Below are 22,962 nucleotides of genomic sequence, written 5' to 3' on the forward strand. Positions count from 1 at the left end.
GTACCGGTCGGGCACGGACTTGCTTCCGAGTCTAGGGCATGGAACCCAGTCGCGCCTCAGGTGGAACTGGGTCGCGTGGATGGTCGGAGCAAGGAGTCGACTCCACGGACGCCGGGCGCGGCGCTAGACTTCACCACGATGTTCTACTGGCTGATGAAGTACGTGGTGATCGGCCCCGTGGTCAAGGCGGTGTTCCGCCCCTGGATCGTCGGGCGCAACAACGTGCCCGCGAACGGTGCGGCGATCCTCGCGAGCAATCACCTCTCCTTCGCCGACTCCATCTTCCTTCCTCTGGTGATCGACCGGTCGATGTCCTTCCTCGCGAAGAGCGACTATTTCACGGGCCGCGGCCTCAAAGGCTGGGCCACGAAGTTCTTCATGAAGGCGACGGGACAGATCCCCATCGATCGATCGGGTGGCAAGGCTTCCGAGGCCTCGCTGAACACCGGACTCCAGGTGCTCGGCGGAGGCGACCTGCTCGGCATCTATCCCGAGGGCACCAGAAGCCCCGACGGAAAGCTGTATCGGGGTCGGACCGGCATCGCCAGGATGGCGCTCGAGGCGAAGGTCCCGGTGGTGCCGGTGATCATGGTCGACACCGATACGGCGATGCCGATCGGCAGGAGGCTGCCCCGCATCGTGCGCGTCGGAATCGTGATCGGGGAGCCCCTCGACTTCTCGCGCTACGCGGGCATGGAGAACGATCGCTACATCCTGCGTTCGGTCACCGACGAGATCATGGTGGCCCTGCAGCGGCTCGGCGAGCAGAAGTACGAGGACGTCTACGCGTCGACGGTCAAGGACCGGCTCCCCACGCGCGTCACATAGGCCTCACGCGGATCTGGGTGGTACCCGCGACCACTAGGCTGGAACGCATGCTCCCGCACCACATCGAAGCCCTTGATGCATGGCGCTCGCTTCCCATCAAGCAGCAGCCGCAGTGGCCCGACGCGGACCGCGTCGCCGACGTCTCCCAGCAGATCGCGACCCTTCCGCCGCTGGTCTTCGCTGGCGAGGTCGACAACCTGCGTGACAGGCTCGCCCGTGCGGCGTCCGGCCAGGCGTTCCTCCTCCAGGGTGGTGACTGCGCCGAGACCTTCGCCGGGGCGACCGCCGAACAGATCCGCAACCGCATCAAGACGGTGCTGCAGATGGCTGTCGTGCTCACGTACGGCGCCTCGATGCCCATCGTCAAGATGGGCCGCATGGCGGGTCAGTTCGCGAAACCGCGCTCGAGCGACTCCGAGACCCGCGGTGACGTCACTCTGCCCGCCTACCGCGGTGACATCGTGAACGGCTACGACTTCACCGAGGGGTCCCGCACCGCCGACCCCGGTCGCTTGCTCCAGGGCTACCACACGGCGGCGTCGACCCTCAACCTGATCCGCGCGTTCACCCAGGGTGGTTTCGCCGATCTCCGCGAGGTGCACTCGTGGAACAAGGGCTTCGCGCAGAACCCTGCCAACCAGCGCTACGAGCGCATGGCCGCGGAGATCGACCGCGCGATCAAGTTCATGGAGGCTGCAGGAGCGGACTTCGATGAGCTCAAGCGCGTCGAGTTCTTCACGGGGCACGAGGGTCTGCTGATGGACTACGAGCGCCCGATGACGCGCATCGACTCGCGCACGGACACGCCGTACAACACCTCTGCGCACTTCCTGTGGATCGGAGAGCGCACGCGTGAGCTCGATGGCGCGCACGTCGACTACTTCTCCAAGATCCGCAACCCCATCGGCGTGAAGCTCGGACCGACCACGTCGCCCGACACCGCGCTCGCGCTGATCGACAAGCTCGATCCCGAACGCGAGCCGGGACGCCTCACCTTCATCACCCGCATGGGCGCCGGAAAGATCCGCGACGCCCTGCCGCCGCTGCTCGAGGCCGTCCGCGATTCCGGCGCGCAGCCGCTGTGGGTCACCGACCCGATGCACGGCAACGGCATCACCACGCCGACCGGCTACAAGACCCGTCGCTTCGACGACGTCGTCGACGAGGTGCGCGGCTTCTTCGAAGCGCACCGTGCGGTCGGGACCTTCCCCGGAGGCATCCACGTCGAGCTCACCGGTGACGACGTCACCGAGTGCCTCGGTGGGTCGGAGCAGATCGACGAGGCCGCGCTGGCCACGCGCTACGAGAGCCTGTGCGACCCGCGACTGAACCACATGCAGTCGCTGGAGCTCGCCTTCCTGGTGGCCGAGGAGCTCGAGAAGCGCTGAGACAGAAGCGCTGAGACACCGTCGAAGAAGGCCGCCCCCCGGAACACGGGGAGGCGGCCTTCTCTTTGCTCATGACGTCTCGCGGTCGTTCCCCGACGGAGCGCTCAACCGCTGAGCTGAATCGAGAGGTTCACGGTGCCTCCACGGGGGAGCGACGTGTCCGGGCCGGGATCCTGCCCCGTGACCTTGGCCATCTCCGCGAAGCCCGGCAGATCGCCCCAGGCGGCATAGGTCGACTTGAACCCCTTGTCGGAGAGGATCTTCTTCGCCTCGTTCAAGGTCTTGCCCGAGACATCCGGCACGGGGAACAGCTCCGGGCCTTTGGAGACGATGAGCTGCACGCTGTCGCCCGGCCGCCAATTGCCTTCTTCCGCACGATCGGCCACTCCGATGACCACATCCTTGGCGACGCTGTCGCTGAAGGTGTACTGCGGGTCCGCGGTCACGGTGAGGCCCTTGTCCGTGAGCGTGGAGGTGGCCTCGCCGACCGACATACCCGCGACGTCGGGGAAGTCGCCGGCGGAGACGTAGAGCTCCACCGTGTCGTCCTCGAAGACCTCGCAACCGTCCCCGCAGATGTAGGAGTCCCCGCCGGCCCGCGGTGTGACGTACGCGTTGATGACGATGCCGGCGTCGGCATCGGAGAAGAGCAGGAGAGATTTGTCCGTGACGTTGACCTTGAGGCTGGCGAGGTAGTCGCGCGCATCCTGCTCGGCGCGGCCGTTCAACGGGTCGAGCGTGTGCGTCGCCGGCCCCGCGGAGACGATCACCGTGACCGAGGCGCCCTTGTCGAGTCGCGCGCCCTCCGCCGGATCGGTCTCGATGACGGTCCCCGTGGGGATGTCGATCGAGAATTCGTCCTTCTGCGACGGCACGAATCCGGCATCCGTGAGCGTTGCCGCTGCGGCGTCGTACGTGCCTCCGGCGACCGCGGGCACGGCGATGAGAGAGCCGGGTCCGGAACCGAACCACCAGCCGACCCCGCCGGCGAGCACCGCCAGCAGCAGCACGAGAGTGAGGAGGAACGCCCCGCGCGCGCGGCGTTTGGACGCTCGTCGTCGCAGGAGGGTCGCGTTGTCGAGGGCGGCGGGTGCCGGAGCCGTGGGGTCGGCGATGACCATCGTTCCCGGCATCACCTTGGTGAGGTCACCGGAGTCGCCTTGGCTGTGCTGCGGCGCGGTGGCTCTGGCCGCAGCCGGGGCGATGCCGAGGTCTCGTTCGATCTCCCGCAAGCGCTCGAGCATCTGCTGCGCGTCGTCGGGTCGGTCGTCCGGCGACTTCTCCGTTGCCCAGAGCACGAGCTCGTCGAGCTGCTCCGGCACGGCGGGGTTGCGCACGCTCGGTCGGGGCACCGATTCCGTGGCGTGCTGGAAAGCGATCTGCATGGGCTGCTCGCCCTTGTAGGGCTGCTCACCCACGAGCATCTCGTACAGCATGATGCCGAGGGCGTAGATGTCGCTGCGGGCGTCGGCGGTTCCGCGCGTGACGAGTTCGGGGGCGAGGTAGGCGATCGTCCCGAGCAGCTGCTGTCCGGTCGCGGTGTTCGCGGTGGTCGCTCGCGCGAGCCCGAAGTCGCCGATCTTGATGCGACCGTCTTCGGCGAGGAGGACGTTCTCGGGCTTCACGTCGCGGTGCACGATCCCGGCACGATGCGCGGCCGAGAGGCCGGCCAGGATCGCATCCATGATGGTGATGGTCTGCGGGATCGTGAGGCGCTTCTGCTCGCGGAGGAGCTCGCGCAGCGTGATGCCGGGCAGGTACTCCATCACGAGGTAGGCCAGCTCGCCGTCCTGGCCCTGGTCGAACACGTTCACGACGTGGGGGTCCGCCAGCCGGGCAGCGGCTCTGGCCTCCTGGATGAAGCGGCTCTGGAAGGCTGAGTCGTCGCTGAGGTGCGCGTGCATCACCTTGAGGGCGATGCGCCGCTCCAGGCGGAGGTCGGTCGCGACGTACACGGTCGCCATCCCGCCGCGGGCGATGCGGGCACGCACCCGGTAGCGGCCGTCGACAAGCCGCCCGATGAGGGGGTCGGCCTGCTGATTGGTCGTCACGTCAGAATTCTATGGAGAACTGCCTGAAAGACAGGGGAGCGGCTCACCCCTCGGGCCTTCGGGTTTTCCCGGATGTCGTCAGCCGTGCAGAGCGAGCCAGGCATAGGCTTGCGTCTCCCACTGGCCGTACTTGTCCGGATAGGCGGAGATCTGCACCGCCTGGGCCGCTTCGGTGAAGGGCATGCCCTCCCAGCCCGGGATGTCCAGGAGCCCGCGTGTCACCTGCCCGTTGGGGTCGGCCTGCCCTCCGTAGAACACGCGTGTGCTCCGCTCTGCGTCCATGATCTGCGCGGGCGTTCCCCACCCGGTGCTGGGGCGCTGCTGGAAGATGCCGAGCGAGTCACGGTCGCCCCAGTCGAGGTTGCGCAGCCCGGACTCGACCATCCCCGTCGCGAGGGCGATGGCGATGGCCCGGTCCGAGACGCCGAGCTCGCGACCGACGCGGATGATCAGCGCAGCGTTCGCAGCCTGTTCCGCGGTGAGCGTCGCCGTCTGCTGGCCGCCGGCCGAGGCGGAAGCGGTGGTGGGGGCGGGAGCCGCTACCGGCGTCGCCTGCAGAGAGAGCGTCTGGCCGGGGTAGATGATCGACGAGGGGCCGAGGCCGTTCGCGGCGTACAGCGTCTGCGTCGTGGTGCCGTACTTCTGTGCGATGCCGAACAGCGTGTCTCCGGCCACGACGGTGTGCGTCGCGGCGGATGCGGGAGCGACTGCGGGGACAGCAGCCGGTGTCGGCGCGGCTGCCGGTGCTGCAGTGCCGGCGACGACGAGACTCTGGCCCGGAAGGATGATCGAAGCGCGCGTGAGGCCGTTCGCCGACAGGACGGCGTCGACGGTGGTGCCGTATCGCTGCGCGATGGCGTAGACGGTGTCGCCGGCGACGACCTGATGCGTGGCCGAGGCCGGGGGCGCCGGCGCGGCGGCGGGCGTGGCTGCGGGTGTCGCTGCCGGGGCCGCAGGCAGCAGCGTCAGGGTCTGACCAGGGTAGATCACGGAACGCCAGGAGAGGCCGTTCCAGGTCAGGACATCGACCGCTCGAAGACCGAAGCGCGTGGCGATGGCGGAGACGGTGTCGCCGGGGCGGACGACGTAGCTGGGTGGAGCGGCCTCGGTGGGCACCCCGCGCGCGGGGAGAAGACGTGGACGCTCGACGGCGGCAGCATCCGACGGAGAAGCCGCGTGGGCCGGTGCCGCCGTGAGCGTGGTCGCCAGGGCTCCGAGCACCGCCGCAGGCACTCCGATAGGCAGGTATCGCGTTCGACGCGTGGCGGTCTTGACTGTCAAGGCTTGCCCCCTTTTCGAGTTTTTCACGCTGACACGGATGTAAACAGAAGTCAACAGAAGTGACGCAAGTGACGGATGTGACTGATGGTCGATATGCGGCGGCCAGACGGAGGTGAGATAGTGGGCAACGTGTCTGAGAACGTTGCTGGAACCCCTGCCGCTGCCGATGTCGAGTGGTTGACGATGCCCGACCTCGTCGAGGTGCTCGACGAGCCCCTCGGCCGAGTGCGTCGTCTGATCGATGAGCACTACCTCGTGGGGTCGCGTCGCAACGGGACGTTCGCCGTGCCCTCGGTGTTCATCGTCGACGGCCACCCGCTGAGTTCTCTGCGCGGAACAGTGATCGTCCTGCAGGACGCCGGTTTCACCGACGACGAGCTGATCGACTGGCTGCTCGCCGAAGAGGAAAGCCTGGGGCGCTCGCCGATCGCCGCCCTGCTGGCCGGGCACAAGAGCTCGGTCCGGCGTCTCGCGCGCACTCTCGCCTGACGAAGCCCGTCAGGACGCGCGCACGGTGGCCGCGCGTGCGAGATCACGCAACTCGCCGACGGCGGCGTTGTCGAGCCGGGCGCCTGAGAGCGCACGGTCGGCCTCGAGGGCATAGTCGGCGATCATCGCCTCGACCTGGTCCAGCGCGCCCGAAGCAGTGATCGTGGCTTGTAGGGACGACACCTGCGGCGATGTCAGAGCGGGGTCGCCGAGCATCTCGTCCAGGAGATTCCGTGCGGAGGCGTCGAGAGCCTGTCGGGTGAGGGCGATCAACACCGTGCGCTTGCCCTCCCGAAGGTCGTCGCCCGCCGGCTTGCCGGTGACGGATGCGTCGCCGAACACGCCGAGCACGTCGTCGCGGAGCTGGAATGCGAGGCCGATCGGATGGCCGAAGCGCCGCAGTGCGGCGACCTGGTCCTCGTGGGCTCCGCCGAAAGCGCCACCCAGGACGAGCGGCTGCTCGATGCTGTATCTGGCGGACTTGAGGGATGCCACGCGCAGCGCCCTCTCGGCGTGGAGACTTCCGTCGTTCACGCTCCAGGCCGATTCCTCTGCGATGTCCAGGAACTGGCCGGTGGTCACATCCCTTCGCATCCGCGCGTACTCGGCGCGCACGGCTCGCGCATGCGGCTGGCCCTCGAGTGCGTATTCCAGAAGGTCATCGCTCCATGCAACGAGCAGGTCGCCGAGGAGGATCGCGGATGCCCTGCCGAACTGCTCTGCATCTCCGGACCACCCGGCCGCGCGATGAGACGTCTCGAGCGCACGATGCGCGGCGGGGCGACCACGGCGGGTATCGGAGTTGTCGATCAGATCGTCGTGGACGAGCGCGGCCGACTGAAAGATCTCCAGTGCGGTGCACATGTCCCACAGCGCATCGGTCTCCGTCGCGTCGCGGTCATCGAACTTCGCGACGGCCCGCCACCCCGCATGGCAGAAGCGGGCTCGAAGGCGCTTGCCGCCCTCGAGCGTGCCGGCGGCGGCGTCCAGGAATGCTGCCGCGTCAGGGCCGTAGTCCGAGGCTTCCTCACGCATCCGTGCGATGAAGCGTGCGAGGTGCGTGGCGACGGCGTCGGGGACGGGGGAGGAGGACGGCACGACTCCCAGCATACGTAAAGCAAGGGGACGTCGAACTGCTAGCCCCGGACGCCTCGGCGCGCGTAGAATGGGAGGCACGATACCCGAGGGGGACGAAATGCCACTCTCCGAACAGGAGCAGCGTCTGCTCGACGAGATGGAACGCCATCTCCTCCACAACGATGCCGACGTCGTGACCGCGCCGTCCGGCGATCGAGCATTGAGCTACCGAAATCTCGTCTACGGAGCACTTCTCCTGCTCGCCGGTGTCGGCGGTCTGGTCGCCGGAGTCATTCTCGGTGGCGTCTGGGGCATCGTCGTCGGTGTCGTCGGATTCGCCGCGATGCTCGCCGGTGTCATGGTCGCCGTCACGCCTGTGCGACGCACCACCGCGACCGCGTCCCGTGAGCGTTCCGCTCCGAAGCGGCAGGAATCCGCCTCCTTCATGGATCGGATGAACGACCGATGGGATCGCCGCCAGGACGGTCACTGACCTCCCCACACACTTCACGACAGAAGCCCGGATGCTGAGCATCCGGGCTTCTGTCGTTTGACCGCGTTCGCGGCAGGCCGGCTCACCGTGTCCGTCCCCCACTCGCCCTCCACTCGCCCTCCACCTTCCTCCACCCCGGAATTCCGGGGTTGTTCGGCGCGCTTGTCGGCATAGACCCTGATTCCCGATGGATTGGTCGTAGGTATGTGGAGGAAAGTGGAGTAAAGTGGGGCGCACCTCGAGTTGGCCGGACGCAGAGGGGGTGGTGGCCGATGTTGCTGGGTACGCACTCACCGAAGCTGGACGACAAAGGACGGGTCATCCTTCCTGCGAAGTTCCGCGAAGACCTCGGCGGCGGCATCGTCGTCACCCGAGGCCAGGAACGGTGCCTCTACGTGTTCAGCACGGCCGAGTTCGAGGCGATGCACGAGCGGATCCGTCAGGCGCCGCTCGCGAACAAGCAGGCGCGTGACTTCATGCGACTGTTCCTCTCCGGAGCCAGCGCGGAGATGCCAGACAGCCAGAACCGCATCACCATCCCGGCGCACCTGCGTCAGTACGCAGGCCTGCAGAAGGAACTCATCGTCACCGGAGTCGGCGCCCACGCCGAGATCTGGGATGCCGAGAGCTGGAACGCCTACCTCGCCGCCGGCGAGGAGACCTACTCCGACCTCGAGCAGGAGGTGATTCCGGGACTCTTCTGACCACGGCTGTGATGCCCCGCCGCTCCCGCCCCGACACACTTCCCCGGTGCCGGGTCGAGAAGCGGAGGGGGATCAGAGCCGAAGGTCGCCCCGAGAAAGATCATGAACCTCCGAGACATCCACACCCCAGTACTGCTCGACCGCTGTGTCGAGCTGCTCGCTCCCGCCCTCCAGGCGGACGGAGCGGTGCTCGTCGATGCCACCCTCGGCATGGGCGGTCACTCCGAGGCGCTGCTCGAACGCTTCCCGAACATCCGTCTGGTCGGACTCGACCGCGACACCGATGCGCTGCGCATCGCGGGGGAGCGGCTCGCCCGCTTCAAGGACCGCGTCACGCTCGTGCACACGGTGTACGACGAGATCGGACTGCACGCCCAGGGCGCAGCCGGCATCCTCTTCGATCTCGGCGTCTCGTCTCTGCAGCTGGACGAAGCCGACCGCGGCTTCGCCTATTCGAAGGATGCCCCGCTGGACATGCGGATGGATCAGACCAAGGGCGTCACGGCCGCAGAGGTCATCGCGACCTACAGCGAAGGCAATCTCCGCCGCATCTTCGAGCGCTACGGCGAGGAGAAGCTCGCCGGTCGGTATGCACGGTTCATCATCGACGCGCGGCAGAAGCAGCCGATCACGCGGTCGGGTGAACTCGTCGAGATCCTGATCGCCGCCACACCTGCGGCTGCCCAGCGCGCGGGCCACCCGGCCAAGCGCGTCTTCCAGGCGCTGCGCATCGAGGTGAACACCGAGCTCAACGTGCTCGCCGACGCGATCCCGTCGGCGATGGACGCGCTCGCAGTCGGCGGGCGCATCGTCGTGATGTCGTACCAGTCGCTGGAGGATCGTCTCGTGAAGCAGGCGTTCGCTGCGGCCTCCGCCTCGACCGCTCCTGCCGGGCTCCCGGTCGAGCTCCCCGAACACGCTCCGCGCTTCCGCATCCTGACCAAGGGCGCCGAGTTGGCCGACGACGAAGAACGCGCGCGCAACCCGCGGGCGATCCCGGTGCGCCTGCGCGCCGCCGAGAAGCTGCGGGAGAGCGCATGAGCCTGAATGCCGTCGTCCGGAAGCCGGTGCAGCCGGTCGCCCCGGAGAGGACGCCGCAGCGGAAGCTGCACCCGGTGACCCGACCGGCGGTGCGGCGCAAGCCGAAGCTGGCCTACGCCCTGGTCGCGCTCGGTGGTGCGCTCGCGATCGGTGCCGCCCAGATCGCGCTGTCGCTCGCCATCACCCAGGACTCGTTCACGCTCGCGAGCCTCTCGTCGCAGCAGCGCGAACTGAATCTCCAGACCCACGCGCTCCAGGAGGAACTCACCGGAGTCAGCTCGCCCCAGGTGCTCGCGAGCAATGCAGCCGGACTCGGGATGGTGGTCGCCGGCTCGCCGTCGTATCTGCGTCTCAGCGACGGTGCCGTCTTCGGCACCGGTGCGGGGGCCGACTGGACATCGACCGTCAATCCCGCCGGTGTCGGCGCCGTGAGCAACTCCCTCATCGTGGAACCGCCGCCCCCTCCGGCGGAGACCGAGGAGGGGACGGCGACCGATCAGCCCACCCAGGACCTTCCGCCGTCGATCACCGACGGCCTCCCCAGCCCCACGACGCACTGACACCCACGAGCGACGGAGAGATCCCATGACGACACGAGCCACCCGCGGCCCGCGGCGACGCACCGTCGTCGCTCTCGCTGTCATCCTCTCGGTGCTGGTCGCGTTCGTGGTGCGCCTCGTCGACATCCAGGTGGTCAGCGCTGACGAGCACGTCTCCGAGTCCCTCGAGCACCTCGGTGCGAGTTCGGCGATTCCGGGCCAGCGCGGGTCGATCGTCGACTCCGGCGGCACGGTGCTCGCTTCCAGTGTGATGGTCTACGACGCGCAGCTCAGCCCGCAGGTCATCATGCTCGTCGAGGAGAAGAAGCCGAAGCTGCCGTGGGCCGAGGCCTCCGACAAGATCGCCGCCATCACCGGCCAGACCGGCGACGAGGTGCGGGCTCTGGTCTCGAATGCCCTCGCCGAGAACCCCGACAGCCAGTACGCGCCTCTAAAGAAGGGCTTGAACACGGAGCAGTACATGGCGCTGCGGGATCTCGGAGTCGGTTCGTACCTGTCGCTGAAGGCGCGAGAGACACGCGTATACCCGAACGGCGCGGTCGCCGGAAACATCCTCGGCTTCCTCGACAGCTCGGGTGAGGCGCAGGCCGGTGTGGAGAAGCTCGACGACTCCTGCCTGGCGCCCATCGACGGCGAGGAGACCTACCGCAAGGGCAAGGACGGCGTCGTGATCCCCGGCAGCGAGCGCACCGTCGATGCCGTGAACGGCGGATCCGTGCAGCTGACCATCAACAGCGACCTCAACTGGTACCTGCAGCAGATGATCGCCGAAGAGGCACAGGCGCAGGGCGCCAAGGGCGGGACAGTCACGGTCGTCGAGGTCAAGACGGGCAAGATCCGCGCCGCGGCCGAGTGGCCCGCGCTGGACCCGAACGATCTCGATGCGTCGACACCGGCGACCAGGGCCAGTCAGATCTTCCACCACGATTTCGAGCCCGGATCGACGTTCAAGGCCGTCACCGCGGCTGCCGCCATCGAAGGTGCGGGCCTGACCCCGCTCAGCACGGTGAGCGCGGCCTCTCGGGAGAAGTTCCCGAACGGCGCCGTCGTGAACGACGCGTTCACCCACCCGGCGTACAACTACACGCTCGCCGGGGGCCTCATCGACTCGTCGAACGTCGCCCTGTCGAAGTTCGGCACCATGGTGAGCCCCGATGTGCGCTACGACTACCTCCAGCGCTTCGGGGTGGGGGACAAGACGCTCGACTTCCCCTCGGAGGTCGGAGGGATCCTGCACCCGGTCAGCGACTGGGACAACCAGTCGCTCTACACGACGACGTTCGGGCAGTACTTCACCGTGACGGCAGCCCAGCTCGCCGGCGCCTACCAGGCGATCGCGAACGGCGGCGAGAAGATCGACCTCTCGCTCGTCGAGTCGTGCACCGCCGCGGACGGCACCGTGACCGCGCCAGCCGACCCGAAGCGCGAGCAGATCATCAAGGAGCAGACTGCAGCGGAGCTCACTCGCATGCTGGAGAACGTAGCAGTGCAGGGCGGCAACGCCGAGCGCATCCAGGTTCCCGGCTACCGCGTGACCAGCAAGACGGGTACGGCCCAGGTGTCGGACGGCAACGGCGGTTACAAGGCCGGCGTGTACTACACCAGCATGGTGGGCTTCGCGCCGGTCGACGATCCGCAGTACGTCGTCGTGGTCACCCTCGACGAGCCGACTAAGGTTGTATCGTCCGCGGCCACCGCATCCGCCTTCCAGAAGGCGATGACGCAGGTGATGAAAACGTATCGCGTGATGCCGTCCTCTGTCCCGATGGACGAGCTCCTCCCCAAGTTCGGATAGTCGGCGAGAGCCGCGCATGGAGATGACATGATCGCCCTGACGCTCGCTGAGATCGCCGCCGCAGTCGGCGGTGATCTGCGCGTGGCCGGTGAAGACACGGCCGAGACCGCGGTCGACGGAATCGTCGACACCGATTCACGCACGATGGGGCCCGGATCGATCTTCGTGGCCAAGCCCGGAGCCGAGACCGATGGACACCGCTTCGTCGGGTCCGCTGTCGCCGCAGGAGCGGCCCTGGCGATCGTCGAGCACCCGGTGGACGTCGCCGTGAGCCAGATCGTGGTTCCGGACGCTGTCGCCGCCCTCGGCGCACTCGCGAGGGAGGTCGTCGCGCGTGTCCGTACCGACGGCGCGCTCCGGATCGTCGGCATCACCGGATCGAACGGCAAGACCACCACCAAGAACTTCCTCGCACGCATCCTCGAGGGTGAAGGCGAGACCGTCGCTCCCGTGAAGTCGTTCAACAACGAGGTCGGCGCCCCCGTCACCATGCTCCGGGTGACGGAGAGCACCCGCTTCCTCGTGAGCGAGTTCGGTGCCGCGGCGCCGGGGAGCATCGCGCACCTCGCAGGACTCGTCGAGCCGGACGTCGCCGTCGTGCTGATGGTCGGCATGGCGCACGCCGGCGGATTCGGCGGCATCGAGGAGACGGCGAAGGCGAAGGCCGAGCTCGTCGCCGCCGCCCGCGTGCCCGGGACCGCCGTGCTCAACGTCGACGACCCGCGTGTCGCGGCCATGCGCGAACTCGCGGACGCTCGCGGACTCCGCACCGTCGGCTTCGGTCAGGGGCCCACAGCGGACGTGCGCGCGCATGAGATCGAGGTATCCGCTTCCGGCACGTCCTGCGTCATCGAGGTCGACGGCGAACGGATTCCCCTGCGGCTGCGCGTGCTCGGGGCGCACCACGTCTCCAACGCTCTGGCGGCCATCGCCGCAGCGCGCGTGCTCGGGGTCTCGGCGGCCGACGCCGTGGCCCGGTTGGAGACGGTCGAGGTCGCCGAACGCTGGCGCATGCAGCCCCTGGGCAGCGATCGGGTGCGGATCATCAACGACGCCTACAACGCCAGCCCGGATTCCATGGCGGCGGCCCTGCGCACGCTCGCACAGATCACCGGTCCCGACGAGCGCACCGTCGCGGTCCTCGGAGCCATGAGCGAACTCGGTGAGAGCGCGGGGGAGGAGCACGACAGGATCGGGCTGCTCGCCGTACGTCTGAACATCCAGCGGATCGTCGTCGTCGGCCCCGAGGCGAGGCGCCTCTACCTCGCCGCGGTCGGGGAGGGCTCCTGGGACAGCGAGGCAATCCATCTGCCCGACCAGGACGCTGCGTTCGAGTATCTCCGCACCGAGCTCCGCGACGGCGACCGCGTGCTCGTGAAGTCATCCAATTCCGTGGGCCTCCGGCATCTCGGCGATCGTCTGGGAGAATTGTTCTCGTGAGGTCTCTCATCATGTCGGCGGCGATCTCGCTCGCCTTCACCCTGTTCCTGACCCCCGTCTTCCTCCGGCTCTTCCGGAAGTGGGGCTGGGGGCAGGTCATCCGTACCCCGGAGTCCGTCCACAACCCGAGTCACGAGGCCAAGCGCGGCACCCCCACGATGGGCGGCGTCATCTTCATCGTCGGCTCGATGGTCGGTTACTTCACCGGTGTGCTGGTGAGCGGTGAAGTCCCCGCACTCTCCGCGCTGCTGGTGATCTGGCTGATGGTCGGATTCGGTGCCGTCGGATTCATCGACGACTACATGAAGGTGCGCAGTCAGCGCAGCCTCGGGCTCTCGGGCTGGCGGAAGGTGATCGGCCAGCTGCTGGTCATCATCCCCTTCGGCATCGTCGCGCTGAACTTCCCGAACAAGTGGGGCCAGACACCGGCGAGCTCCGCGATCTCGCTGTTCCGCGACATCACCTGGCTCAACCTGTTCGCCTTCGGCGTGGTGCTCGGATGGATCCTCTATCTCGTCTGGATCTCGATCATCGGGGTCGCGACCTCGAACAGTGTGAACCTCACGGACGGACTCGACGGGCTCGCTGCCGGAGCCGGCGTCATCGTCGTCGGCGCCTACAGCGTGATCGCATTCTGGCAGTTCAAGCAGCCGTGCATCGGCGGCGATCCCGATGCCCTCGGCGGCTGCTACGAGGTGCGCGACCCGTTCAACCTCGCCATCATCGCGGCGTCGTTCGCGGCGAGCCTCATCGGATTCCTCTGGTGGAACGCACCCAAGGCGAAGGTCTTCATGGGGGACGTCGGGTCGATGGCGATCGGCGGCGTCATCACCGCGATGGCGATCCTGACCCGCACCGAGCTCCTCCTGCTCGTGATCGCCGGCGTCTTCGTGCTTTCGTCGGGCTCGGTCATCCTGCAGCGCGCGTACTTCAAGATCACTCGTGGCAAGCGGTTGTTCCTCATGAGCCCGTTCCATCACCATCTCGAGATGCGCGGGTGGTCCGAGGTCACGATCGTGGTGCGCATGTGGATCATCGCCGGGCTGCTCGCCGTCTCGGCGGTCGGACTCTTCTACGTCGAATGGCTCACTCGTGTCGACTGATCGTCTCGCCGGACTGACGAGCTGGAACGCTGACTGGAGCGGTCTACGGGTCGCCGTTCTCGGCCTCTCGATGACAGGCTTCTCGGTGGCGGACACGCTCGCCGAACTGGGCGCCGACGTTCTCGTGCTGAGCGAGTCGGCTGAGGATCAGTACGAGCGACTGCTCCCGGTGATCGGTGCCCGGCTCGAATTGGGCCCGCTCGCCGAGGTGCCGCCCGTGCTCGTCGAGTTCGACCCCGAGGTGGTCATCGCCTCGCCGGGATTCTCGCCGTCGCATCCACTCATCCGCTGGGCGCAGGAATCCGCTGTCACGATCTGGGGTGACGTCGAGCTCGCCTGGCGCGTGCGCGACAAGGTCGTCCGTGACGACGGCACGCCGGCAGACTGGGTGCTCATCACCGGGACGAACGGCAAGACGACGACCACCCAGTTGACCGCCACGCTGCTCGTGGAAGGCGGACTGCGGGCTGCCCCCTGCGGGAACATCGGCGTGCCGGTGCTCGACGCCGTACGCGACCCCGCGGGATTCGACGTCCTCGTGGTCGAGCTCTCCAGCCATCAGCTCTGGTATCTGGGACAGTCGAGGCCCGAAGGGGAGCTGTTCCCCTACGCTTCCGTGTGTCTCAACCTCGCCGACGATCACCTCGTCTGGCATGGGAGCGCAGAGGCCTACCGGGACGCGAAGGCCGTCGTGTATCGGAACACCCGGATCGCGTGCGTCTACAACAAGGCGGACGAGGCCACGCGTCGCATGGTGGAAGAGGCGGAAGTGGTCGAGGGAGCCCGTGCGATCGGCTTCGATCTCGGCATCCCCGGCCCGAGCGATCTCGGCGTGGTCGAGGGACTGCTCGTCGACAGGGCCTTCCTCGACGATCGCTCGCGAACCGCCCTCGAGCTGACGACGGTCGCCGATCTCGATGCGGCGGGTCTCGCCGCTCCTCACATCGTGCAGAACATCCTCGCCGCGAGTGCCCTGGCACGCTCGCTCGGCGTCGAGCCGGAGGCCATCCACACGGCCCTGCAGTCCTTCCGCCTCGACGCGCATCGCATCCAGGTGGTCGCCCGGCACCGCGGCATCACCTGGATCGACGACTCCAAGGCGACGAACCCGCACGCCGCGGCGTCGTCGTTGCGCGCATACCCCGGCGCCGTGTGGGTGATCGGCGGAGATCTGAAAGGTGTCGACATCTCCGACCTGGTCGCCGATGTCGGCACGACGGCGCGTGCAGCCGTCGTGATCGGGGTCGAACGCTCCGTGGTGGTCGCGGCATTCCGACGACACGCGCCCGGGGTGCCGGTGTTCGAGGTGGATGCTGGCGAGACTGGACAGGTCATGAACCGTGTCGTGGAGATCGCCGCGGGAATCGTCGACGACGAGGGCACAGTCCTACTGGCCCCGGCGGCGGCATCCTTCGATCAGTTCTCCGGCTACGCGGAACGAGGCCATCGCTTCGCCGAGGCGGTGCGGGACTGGATCGACCGGGGGAGCGCCGATGACACAGGTATCCCGCCCTCCGCGCTCTGAGTCCGGCGGTCTCGCGGCCAGGGTCTCCCTCGGACGCCGATTCACCCCGGTGTCGACCGAGTTCCTGCTCATCGCCTCGACCGCCCTGCTCCTCACCCTCTTCGGTCTCGTCATGGTGCTGTCTGCGACCAGCGCGACAGCCGTCTCCAAGGGGGTCAACCCGATGGACGGCGTGCTGCGCCAGGGCGTGTTCGCGCTGCTCGGCATCCCGTTGATGTTCCTGATCAGCCGTCTGCCGGTGGACTTCCTGAAGAGGATGGCGTGGCCCGCACTCTTCGGGGCCGTGGCGCTGCAGATGCTCGTGTTCACTCCGCTGGGCATCGAGGACGGCGGTAACCGGAACTGGGTCAAGATCGCGGGCTTCACCCTGCAGCCTTCGGAGTTCCTCAAGCTGGCCCTCGCGCTCTGGATCGCTGCCGTGCTGCTGCGCAAGCGCACGATGCTCGGCACCTGGCATCATGTGTTCATCCCCGTGATCCCGGTCGGTGCACTCGCGATCGGCACTGTGCTCGCGGGCAAGGACCTCGGTACAGCGATGGTGCTGGTGCTCATCCTCCTCGGGTGCCTCTTCTTCTCGGGCGTCAAGCTCCGACTGTTCATCATCCCGCTGATCCTCGGCGTCATCGCGGTGCTCGCCTACGCGCTGTCGAGCGAGGACCGCATGCGGCGCATCACCGCGACCTGCGACAACATGGCGCTCTACTATACGGACTGCTACCAGTCGATCCACGGGATCTGGGGTATGGCGACCGGAGGCATCTTCGGCCTCGGCCTCGGCAACTCGCAGGAGAAGTACGGGTGGCTTCCCGCCGCGGGCAATGACTTCATCTTCGCGATCGTCGGCGAGGAGCTCGGCCTGATCGGCTGCATCGTCGTGCTCGCCCTGTTCACGTTCTTCACGATCGGCGCCTTCCACATCATCCGCAAGACACCGGATCCGTTCATCCGCGTGGCAGCCGGCGGCATCACCGTGTGGATCGTCGGCCAGGCCGTCATGAACGTCGGCGTCGTGATCGGCGTCTTCCCGGTGATGGGTGTCCCCCTTCCGTTCATGTCCCAGGGCGGCACGGCCCTGCTCGCGGTGCTCATCGCCTGTGGCGTGCTGCTGGCGTTCGCACGGACGATCCCCGTGACCGAGAAGCAGTCAGCCGAGCGGGGTAGGGTCACCAGGTGACTTCGTATCTCCTCGCCGGCGGTGGCACCGCCGGTCATGTCAACCCCCTGCTCGCCGTCGCGGACGGTCTCCGCGCACGTGATGCCGAAGCCTCCGTGCTCGTGCTCGGCACGGCCGAGGGGCTGGAGTCCCGTCTCGTCCCCGCGCGCGGCTACGAACTGCTGATCGTCGACAAGGTGCCCTTCCCGCGGCGGCCGAACAGACAGGCCCTGTCGTTCCCGGGGCGGTTCCGTCGGGCCATCGCCCAGGTGCGCGACCACATCCGTCGGCACGGCATCGACGTGGTGGTGGGCTTCGGCGGATACGCGTCTGCGCCGGCATATGTCGCCGCGCGCCGTGAGGGCGTGCCGTTCGTGGTGCACGAGGCCAACGCGAAGCCGGGGCTGGCGAACGTGCTCGGGGCACGCCGTGCGGCCGCGGTGGGGGTTGCCTTCGAGGGCACTCCGCTCCGCGGTGGCGAGGTCGTCGGAATGCCCCTGCGGCGGGAGGTGATCGCCCTCGACCGCGCGGCTTCGCGCGCGGAGGCGGCGGAGTACTTCGGCCTCGACGCCGACCGCCCCGTCCTTCTCGTGTTCGGCGGCTCGCTGGGAGCGCAGCGGCTCAACGAGGCGCTCGCGGACTCGTGGCGCGACATCCTGGAGACCGGTTGGCAACTGCTGCACGTGACGGGTGAGCGCAGCGACCTCGCCGATCCGGGCGTCGAGGGCTACGCGCTCCACCGCTACGTCGACCGCATGGATCTCGCGTTCGCTCTGGCCGATCTGATCGTCTCCCGCTCCGGGGCGGCGACCGTGAGCGAGATCAGTGCTCTGGGGATTCCCGCGCTGTATGTCCCGTATTCCGTGGGCAACGGCGAGCAGCGTCTGAACGCCGCCTCGGCCGTCGCTGCAGGGGCGGCAGAGCTGCTCGACGATGCGTCCTTCGACGGTGACGCGGTGCGGCGCATCGTCGTCCCTCTGCTCGGAGACGGAGAGCGCATCGCGCGGATGGCCGCCGCTGCAGAGACCGCCGGGACCCGCGCCGGAACCGAGAACGTCATCACCCTCATCGACCGCGCACTCGTCGCCGTCTGACGCGGTCGACCAGACCGAAGAAAAGTAGACTGAAGCGGAAATGATCAGACCCGACCTCTCCCTCCCCATTCCCGAGACGATCACCTCCGCGCACTTCATCGGCATCGGCGGTTCCGGTATGAGCGGTCTCGCGAAGATGTTCCTCGACGCCGGCATCCGCGTCTCCGGCAGCGACCGCGCGGACAGCGACAATCTGCGCGCGCTGGCGGCCGCCGGCGCGACGGTGCATGTGGGTCACGACGCCGCTCACCTCGGTGACGCCGACACCGTCGTGCACACCGGAGCGATCTGGCCGGAGAATCCCGAGTTCGTGACTGCGAAGGCCCGTGGACTCCACGTGATCCACCGGTCGCAGGCCCTGCACTGGCTGATCGGCACACGCCGTCTCGTCTCCGTCGCCGGTGCCCACGGAAAGACGACGTCGACGGGCATGATCGTGACCGCCCTGCGTGAGCTCGGCGCGGATCCGCACTTCGTCAACGGCGGCGTGATCGAGCAGCTCGGCACATCCAGCGCGACCGGATCGGGAGAGCTCTTCGTCATCGAAGCCGACGAGTCCGATGGCACGTTCCTGCTGTACGACACCGCTGTCGCGTTGATCACCAACGTCGATCCCGACCACCTCGATCACTACGGCTCGGATGAGGCCTTCCACCAGGCATTCGTGCAGTTCGCGGACGCTGCGACGGAGGCGGTCGTGATCTCCAGCGACGACGTGGGTGCGCTGCGGGTCGGTGCCGGTCTCTCTCACCCGAACGTGCTGACGTTCGGTCAGGCCGAAGGAGCGGATGTACGCGTCACCGACATCGTCGCCGCGGGTCCGGTCGCCGCCACGCTGACGCACGGTGAGGAACAGGCGCGTATGCAGCTCGCCGTTCCCGGTGTGCACAACGCGATCAACGCGGCGGGGGCCGTGACGGTGTTGCGTGCGCTCGGCTACTCGCTCGCGGAGGCCGTTCGCGCCGTCGAAGGCTTCGCGGGAACCGTGCGTCGACTGGAGCAGCACGGTGTCGAGCGCGGCGTGACGGTGTACGACGATTACTCGCACCACCCCACGGAGGTGCGGGCTGCACTCGAGGCGATGCGCAGCATCGCAGGAGCGGGACGGATCATCGCGATTCAGCAGCCCCACACCTACTCGCGCACGCAGCACATGTACCAGGAGTTCGCCGACGTCCTCGAGGAGTTCGCCGATCACACCGTGATGCTCGACGTGTACGGCGCCAGGGAGGACCCCGTGCCCGGTGTCACCGGCGAGTTGGTGAGCGGCGCGTTCCAGGACCCGTCGCACGTGCACTACGTCGCGGATTGGCAGCAGGCCGCCGACTACACCGCCGCCGTCGCACGGGAAGGTGACTTCATCGTCACGCTCGGCTGCGGAAACGTCTACCAGATCATCCCGCAGGTCCTGGATTCGCTGCGTCGGACCGACGGGGCATAGCCGATGCGTCGGCCTGCACCGCTTCCGACCACCCCGGAGAGTCCGGGAGAGAAGGACGCCGCGCCGGGGGCGAAGTCCCGCAGGCGGCGACGCGATGCTGAAGCGGAGGAGGAGTTCTCGGCCGCCGATGACGTGATGTCCGATGACGTGACGCCCGAGGAGCACAGGGATGACACGTCGACCGGCGATCCGCAGCCGATGTCGACGAGGGACGTCTGGCGCGCGGCCCGCGCACGACGCAAGGCGCTTCGCGCCGAGATCCGTCGTTTCACGCAGCGCTCCAGACGGCGCAGGATCGTGTGGCTGAGCAGCATCGGCGCCGCACTCCTGCTCGTCGGGGGCAGTGTCGCCGCGGCCTACAGTCCGCTCTTCGCCGTTCAGAAGATCAGCGTCGCCGGGGCCACGACTCTCGACCCCGCAGCCATCGAGGCCGCGCTCGGCGACCAGCTCGGAACCCCGCTCGCGCTCGTCGACTCCAGCAAGGTGAAGGCCGCGTTGCTGGCCTTCCCCCTCATCGAGACCTATTCCCTCGAAGCACGTCCACCACATGACCTGACCGTGCGCATCGTGGAACGCACTCCGGTCGGCGTCATCCGTTCGGACGCCGGGTACACGCTGGTCGATGCCGCCGGTGTCGCCCTCTCCACCACCTCGGATCAGCCTGCGGGGCAGCCGGTGATCGACGTCCCGGGCGGCGTCGACTCGGCGGCGTTCCGCAGCGCAGGTCTCGTGGTGCGCTCGCTCCCCGCCGAAATCCGTGCGGCGCTGACGGAGATCAGCGCGCGCACCGCCGACGACGTGACTCTCACGCTCAACAGCGGGTTGAGTGTGGTCTGGGGGAGCGCGGAGGAGTCCGCGCTGAAGGCCGTCGTCCTCTCGAAGGCGATGGCCTCGAACCCCGAAGCCGCGTCGATCGACGTCACTTCCCCCGAAGTCGCCGTCGTCGGCTGATCCCTTTCTCGGGGAATGGGGCGACACGCCCGTGTCTTCGCGCGAACGCGGCCGGGCGGCGCTTACCTTCGATCAAAGAGAACGCAATACCGGGAAATACTTTACACCTCTACTTGAGGTTTAAGGTTCACCCACTTCCAGGCTCGAATAATCGGAGGCCGGCCATGAGCCAGAACCAGAACTACCTCGCCGTGATCAAGGTCGTCGGCGTCGGCGGTGGCGGCGTCAACGCCGTGAACCGCATGATCGATCTCGGCCTCCGCGGAGTCGAGTTCATCGCCGTGAACACCGACGCGCAGGCGCTGCTCATGAGCGACGCCGACGTCAAGCTCGACGTGGGTCGCGAACTCACCCGCGGTCTCGGTGCCGGTGCCGACCCCGAGGTGGGCCGACGCGCCGCAGAGGATCATGCCGAGGAGATCGAGCAGGCTCTGACCGGTGCGGACATGGTCTTCGTGACGGCCGGCGAGGGCGGTGGCACCGGAACCGGTGGCGCGCCCGTCGTGGCACGCATCGCGAAGTCCATCGGCGCCCTCACCATCGGTGTCGTGACGAAGCCGTTCTCGTTCGAGGGTCGCCGCCGCCAGAGCCAGGCCGAAGCCGGTGTCTCCAAGCTCAAGGAAGAGGTCGACACCCTCATCGTGGTGCCGAATGACCGCCTCCTCGAGATCAGCGACCGCGGCATCTCGATGATCGAGGCCTTCGCCACGGCCGACCAGGTGCTCCTCGCCGGTGTGCAGGGGATCACCGACCTGATCACGACTCCGGGTCTCATCAACCTCGACTTCGCCGACGTGAAGTCGGTCATGCAGGGTGCGGGATCCGCGCTCATGGGCATCGGCTCCGCTCGCGGGGCCGACCGTGCCATCAAAGCTGCGGAGCTGGCCGTGGAGTCTCCGCTCCTGGAAGCGAGCATCGAAGGTGCGCACGGCGTGCTGCTCTCGATCCAGGGCGGCTCGAACCTCGGGATCTTCGAGATCCACGATGCGGCCGACCTCGTCAAGGAAGCCGCCCACCCCGAAGCCAACATCATCTTCGGTACGGTCATCGACGACACGCTCGGCGATGAGGTGCGGGTGACGGTGATCGCGGCCGGCTTCGACGGCGGCGAGCCCTCCCTCCGGCTGGACCCGATGGTCGTTTCGCGGCCGTCCACGACGTCGCTTCCCGAGGTCGCGCTCACGGACGAGCCCGAGAGCAAGAGCGAGACGGTTCAGTCTGAGCCCGTGCAGCAGCGCGTGCCGGCCACCAGCATCGAGCCGGCATTCGCCGATGACGACATCGACATCCCCGAATTCCTGAAGTGACGTCCTCGGTCGACGCGGCCGAGCCTTCCGGCCTGGCTGCGCGGCTGTCGGCGATCGACGAGAAGATCGCCGCCGCCGCGCAGGCGGCCGGACGGAGCTCCGAGGAGATCACCCGGATCGTGGTGACGAAGTTCCACCCGGCGTCGCTGGTCCGTGCCCTGCACGGGCTGGGCGTGAAGGACGTCGGCGAGAACCGCCAGCAGGAGTTGTCGGCCAAGGAAGCAGAAGTCGCAGCACCAGATCTGCGCTGGCACTTCATCGGCCAGGGGCAGACGAACAAGGCGGCGGCGATCCGCCGGAGTGCGGACGTCGTGCACTCGGTCGATCGAGACCGGTTCGCGGATGCTCTGCACCGCGCTGCGGACGATGATGGTCGGCTCGACGTTCTCGTCCAGGTCAATCTCACCGACGACCCCGGTCGTGGGGGAGTCGTGCCGGCTCAGGCGGTCGCCCTCGCGGAGCATGTCCTGGCCCTGCCGTCGTTGCGGCTGCGCGGCGTCATGGCCGTGGCGCCCCTCGATGAGGAACCCGCTTCCGCTTTCGCTCGTCTGCACGACATCGCCGACAGCGTGCGTGCGATCGACTCAACCGCGTCGTGGATCTCAGCCGGGATGACCGGAGACTTCGCCGAGGCGATCGCCGCCGGCGCGACACACCTGCGGATCGGTTCCGCAATCACCGGCCCCCGGCCCGACCGGGGTTAACCTGTGAAAAGACCAGCCCGACACGTTCGAACCGGAGGACACGATGGGTAACCCACTGAAGAAGACCATGGTGTATCTCGGCCTCGCCGATGAAGAAGAGGTCTACGAGGAAGAGACGCAGGCGCCCGCCCGCGCTCACCGCGAGCGTGACCGCGACCGTGACCGCGAGGAGCCGGCACCGGCCCCCGTCACGCCGTTGCGCCGCCCCGTCGCCGTCCGCCAGCCGTCTGCAGGAGCCGTGAACGAGATTCTCACCGTCCACCCGAAGCAGTACCGCGACGCCCAGCTGATCGCGGAGAGCTTCCGCGAGGGCGTCCCGGTCATCATCAACCTCTCGCAGATGAGCGATGCCGACGCGCGCCGCCTCATCGACTTCGCGAGTGGGCTCTCCCTCGGCCTCTACGGCCGGATCGAGCGCGTGACCTCGAAGGTGTTCCTGCTGTCGCCGGAGAACATCGCCGTATCGGGTCACGGGGGCATCGCACACGCAGACGCCGAGTCTGCGGGCTTCGACCAGTCGTAGCCCGTGCAGCTGGT

21 protein-coding genes are annotated in these 22,962 nt (G+C 67.8%); 18 read left to right on the plus strand and 3 right to left on the minus strand.

The features are described 5' to 3' along the window. Window positions 1-138: 138 nt before the first annotated feature. Window positions 139-828, plus strand: coding sequence for a lysophospholipid acyltransferase family protein (locus tag L687_RS29080; RefSeq protein WP_021199324.1), 690 nt, complete (start codon window positions 139-141; stop codon window positions 826-828). A 47-nt stretch (window positions 829-875) separates the two neighbouring features. Next, window positions 876-2,216, plus strand: a complete 1,341-nt coding sequence (locus L687_RS29085) for a class II 3-deoxy-7-phosphoheptulonate synthase (RefSeq protein ID WP_017830214.1) — start codon at window positions 876-878, stop codon at window positions 2,214-2,216. A gap of 104 nt (window positions 2,217-2,320) precedes the next feature. Here L687_RS29085 and pknB read toward each other — a convergent pair whose 3' ends face one another. Together pknB and L687_RS29095 are read right to left on the minus strand one after the other, a co-directional pair. Further along, window positions 2,321-4,267 carry a Stk1 family PASTA domain-containing Ser/Thr kinase gene (gene pknB / locus L687_RS29090; protein WP_021199325.1) on the minus strand — a complete coding sequence of 649 codons (1,947 nt, stop codon included), beginning with the start codon at window positions 4,265-4,267 and terminating at the stop codon, window positions 2,321-2,323. 78 nt (window positions 4,268-4,345) lie between these two features. Next, window positions 4,346-5,548 carry a muramidase family protein gene (locus tag L687_RS29095; protein WP_200861061.1) on the minus strand — a complete coding sequence of 401 codons (1,203 nt, stop codon included), beginning with the start codon at window positions 5,546-5,548 and terminating at the stop codon, window positions 4,346-4,348. A 120-nt stretch (window positions 5,549-5,668) separates the two neighbouring features. Between L687_RS29095 and L687_RS29100 the strand changes: the two genes are divergently transcribed. Then, entirely contained in the window at window positions 5,669-6,037 is a 369-nt protein-coding gene (locus tag L687_RS29100; RefSeq protein ID WP_021199327.1) for an Rv2175c family DNA-binding protein, read from the plus strand. A gap of 9 nt (window positions 6,038-6,046) precedes the next feature. On the opposite strand, the gene L687_RS29105 is transcribed toward L687_RS29100, so the two are convergent. Beyond that, on the minus strand, window positions 6,047-7,135 hold the full coding sequence (locus L687_RS29105) for a polyprenyl synthetase family protein (protein ID WP_031207076.1): 1,089 nt from the start codon (window positions 7,133-7,135) through the stop codon (window positions 6,047-6,049). Window positions 7,136-7,232: 97 nt separating this feature from the next. Between L687_RS29105 and L687_RS29110 the strand changes: the two genes are divergently transcribed. From L687_RS29110 to L687_RS29180, 15 genes are all read left to right on the plus strand, one after another. Continuing rightward, the gene (locus L687_RS29110; RefSeq protein ID WP_021199329.1) at window positions 7,233-7,607 is read left to right on the plus strand and encodes a DUF3040 domain-containing protein; all 375 of its coding nucleotides are present in this window, start codon (window positions 7,233-7,235) and stop codon (window positions 7,605-7,607) included. Between the two features lie 272 nt (window positions 7,608-7,879). After that, window positions 7,880-8,311: a division/cell wall cluster transcriptional repressor MraZ gene (mraZ, locus tag L687_RS29115; RefSeq protein WP_017830220.1), complete on the plus strand. Its 432-nt coding sequence runs from the start codon at window positions 7,880-7,882 to the stop codon at window positions 8,309-8,311. 102 nt (window positions 8,312-8,413) lie between these two features. After that, the gene (gene rsmH / locus L687_RS29120; protein WP_021199330.1) at window positions 8,414-9,352 is read left to right on the plus strand and encodes a 16S rRNA (cytosine(1402)-N(4))-methyltransferase RsmH; all 939 of its coding nucleotides are present in this window, start codon (window positions 8,414-8,416) and stop codon (window positions 9,350-9,352) included. Continuing rightward, window positions 9,349-9,912, plus strand: coding sequence for a hypothetical protein (locus L687_RS29125; protein ID WP_021199331.1), 564 nt, complete (start codon window positions 9,349-9,351; stop codon window positions 9,910-9,912). The genes rsmH and L687_RS29125 overlap by 4 nt, the downstream gene beginning before the upstream one ends. Before the next feature lie 25 nt (window positions 9,913-9,937). Further along, entirely contained in the window at window positions 9,938-11,707 is a 1,770-nt protein-coding gene (locus L687_RS29130; protein WP_021199332.1) for a peptidoglycan D,D-transpeptidase FtsI family protein, read from the plus strand. A gap of 27 nt (window positions 11,708-11,734) precedes the next feature. Further along, the gene (locus L687_RS29135; RefSeq protein WP_021199333.1) at window positions 11,735-13,147 is read left to right on the plus strand and encodes a UDP-N-acetylmuramoyl-tripeptide--D-alanyl-D-alanine ligase; all 1,413 of its coding nucleotides are present in this window, start codon (window positions 11,735-11,737) and stop codon (window positions 13,145-13,147) included. Next, entirely contained in the window at window positions 13,144-14,250 is a 1,107-nt protein-coding gene (gene mraY / locus L687_RS29140; protein ID WP_029258352.1) for a phospho-N-acetylmuramoyl-pentapeptide-transferase, read from the plus strand. Before L687_RS29135 ends, mraY begins: the two co-directional genes overlap by 4 nt. Continuing rightward, a complete protein-coding gene (gene murD / locus L687_RS29145) occupies window positions 14,240-15,775 on the plus strand; it encodes a UDP-N-acetylmuramoyl-L-alanine--D-glutamate ligase (RefSeq protein WP_021199335.1) in 1,536 nt (511 codons plus the stop codon). The genes mraY and murD overlap by 11 nt, the downstream gene beginning before the upstream one ends. Continuing rightward, entirely contained in the window at window positions 15,744-16,949 is a 1,206-nt protein-coding gene (ftsW, locus tag L687_RS29150; protein ID WP_029258350.1) for a putative lipid II flippase FtsW, read from the plus strand. The genes murD and ftsW overlap by 32 nt, the downstream gene beginning before the upstream one ends. Further along, window positions 16,946-18,022, plus strand: a complete 1,077-nt coding sequence (locus tag L687_RS29155) for a UDP-N-acetylglucosamine--N-acetylmuramyl-(pentapeptide) pyrophosphoryl-undecaprenol N-acetylglucosamine transferase (RefSeq protein ID WP_021199337.1) — start codon at window positions 16,946-16,948, stop codon at window positions 18,020-18,022. Before ftsW ends, L687_RS29155 begins: the two co-directional genes overlap by 4 nt. 40 nt (window positions 18,023-18,062) lie before the next feature. Beyond that, window positions 18,063-19,463: a UDP-N-acetylmuramate--L-alanine ligase gene (murC, locus tag L687_RS29160; protein WP_021199338.1), complete on the plus strand. Its 1,401-nt coding sequence runs from the start codon at window positions 18,063-18,065 to the stop codon at window positions 19,461-19,463. A 3-nt stretch (window positions 19,464-19,466) separates the two neighbouring features. Continuing rightward, a complete protein-coding gene (locus L687_RS29165; protein WP_021199339.1) occupies window positions 19,467-20,414 on the plus strand; it encodes an FtsQ-type POTRA domain-containing protein in 948 nt (315 codons plus the stop codon). A gap of 164 nt (window positions 20,415-20,578) precedes the next feature. Next, on the plus strand, window positions 20,579-21,721 hold the full coding sequence (gene ftsZ, locus L687_RS29170; protein ID WP_021199340.1) for a cell division protein FtsZ: 1,143 nt from the start codon (window positions 20,579-20,581) through the stop codon (window positions 21,719-21,721). Then, on the plus strand, window positions 21,718-22,425 hold the full coding sequence (locus tag L687_RS29175; protein WP_021199341.1) for a YggS family pyridoxal phosphate-dependent enzyme: 708 nt from the start codon (window positions 21,718-21,720) through the stop codon (window positions 22,423-22,425). Before ftsZ ends, L687_RS29175 begins: the two co-directional genes overlap by 4 nt. A gap of 43 nt (window positions 22,426-22,468) precedes the next feature. Next, window positions 22,469-22,948 (plus strand): cell division protein SepF, encoded by a 480-nt coding sequence (locus L687_RS29180; protein WP_021199342.1) that lies wholly within the window; start codon window positions 22,469-22,471, stop codon window positions 22,946-22,948. The last annotated feature ends 14 nt before the right edge of the window (window positions 22,949-22,962 follow it).

The organism is Microbacterium maritypicum MF109 (genome assembly GCF_000455825.1).
Classification (GTDB): Bacteria; Actinomycetota; Actinomycetes; order Actinomycetales; family Microbacteriaceae; genus Microbacterium; species Microbacterium maritypicum_A.

Excerpts from the sequence above, each read along its gene's own strand:
- L687_RS29180 (WP_021199342.1), top strand. The coding sequence starts at position 22,469 with ATGGGTAACCCACTGAAGAAGACCATGGTGTATCTCGGCCTCGCCGAT.
- ftsW (WP_029258350.1), top strand. The coding sequence starts at position 15,744 with ATGACACAGGTATCCCGCCCTCCGCGCTCTGAGTCCGGCGGTCTCGCG.
- L687_RS29125 (WP_021199331.1), top strand. The coding sequence starts at position 9,349 with ATGAGCCTGAATGCCGTCGTCCGGAAGCCGGTGCAGCCGGTCGCCCCG.
- L687_RS29165 (WP_021199339.1), top strand. The coding sequence starts at position 19,467 with ATGCGTCGGCCTGCACCGCTTCCGACCACCCCGGAGAGTCCGGGAGAG.
- L687_RS29110 (WP_021199329.1), top strand. The coding sequence starts at position 7,233 with ATGCCACTCTCCGAACAGGAGCAGCGTCTGCTCGACGAGATGGAACGC.
- L687_RS29135 (WP_021199333.1), top strand. The coding sequence starts at position 11,735 with ATGATCGCCCTGACGCTCGCTGAGATCGCCGCCGCAGTCGGCGGTGAT.
- ftsZ (WP_021199340.1), top strand. The coding sequence starts at position 20,579 with ATGAGCCAGAACCAGAACTACCTCGCCGTGATCAAGGTCGTCGGCGTC.
- rsmH (WP_021199330.1), top strand. The coding sequence starts at position 8,414 with ATGAACCTCCGAGACATCCACACCCCAGTACTGCTCGACCGCTGTGTC.
- mraZ (WP_017830220.1), top strand. The coding sequence starts at position 7,880 with ATGTTGCTGGGTACGCACTCACCGAAGCTGGACGACAAAGGACGGGTC.
- L687_RS29130 (WP_021199332.1), top strand. The coding sequence starts at position 9,938 with ATGACGACACGAGCCACCCGCGGCCCGCGGCGACGCACCGTCGTCGCT.
- L687_RS29085 (WP_017830214.1), top strand. The coding sequence starts at position 876 with ATGCTCCCGCACCACATCGAAGCCCTTGATGCATGGCGCTCGCTTCCC.
- L687_RS29080 (WP_021199324.1), top strand. The coding sequence starts at position 139 with ATGTTCTACTGGCTGATGAAGTACGTGGTGATCGGCCCCGTGGTCAAG.
- murC (WP_021199338.1), top strand. The coding sequence starts at position 18,063 with ATGATCAGACCCGACCTCTCCCTCCCCATTCCCGAGACGATCACCTCC.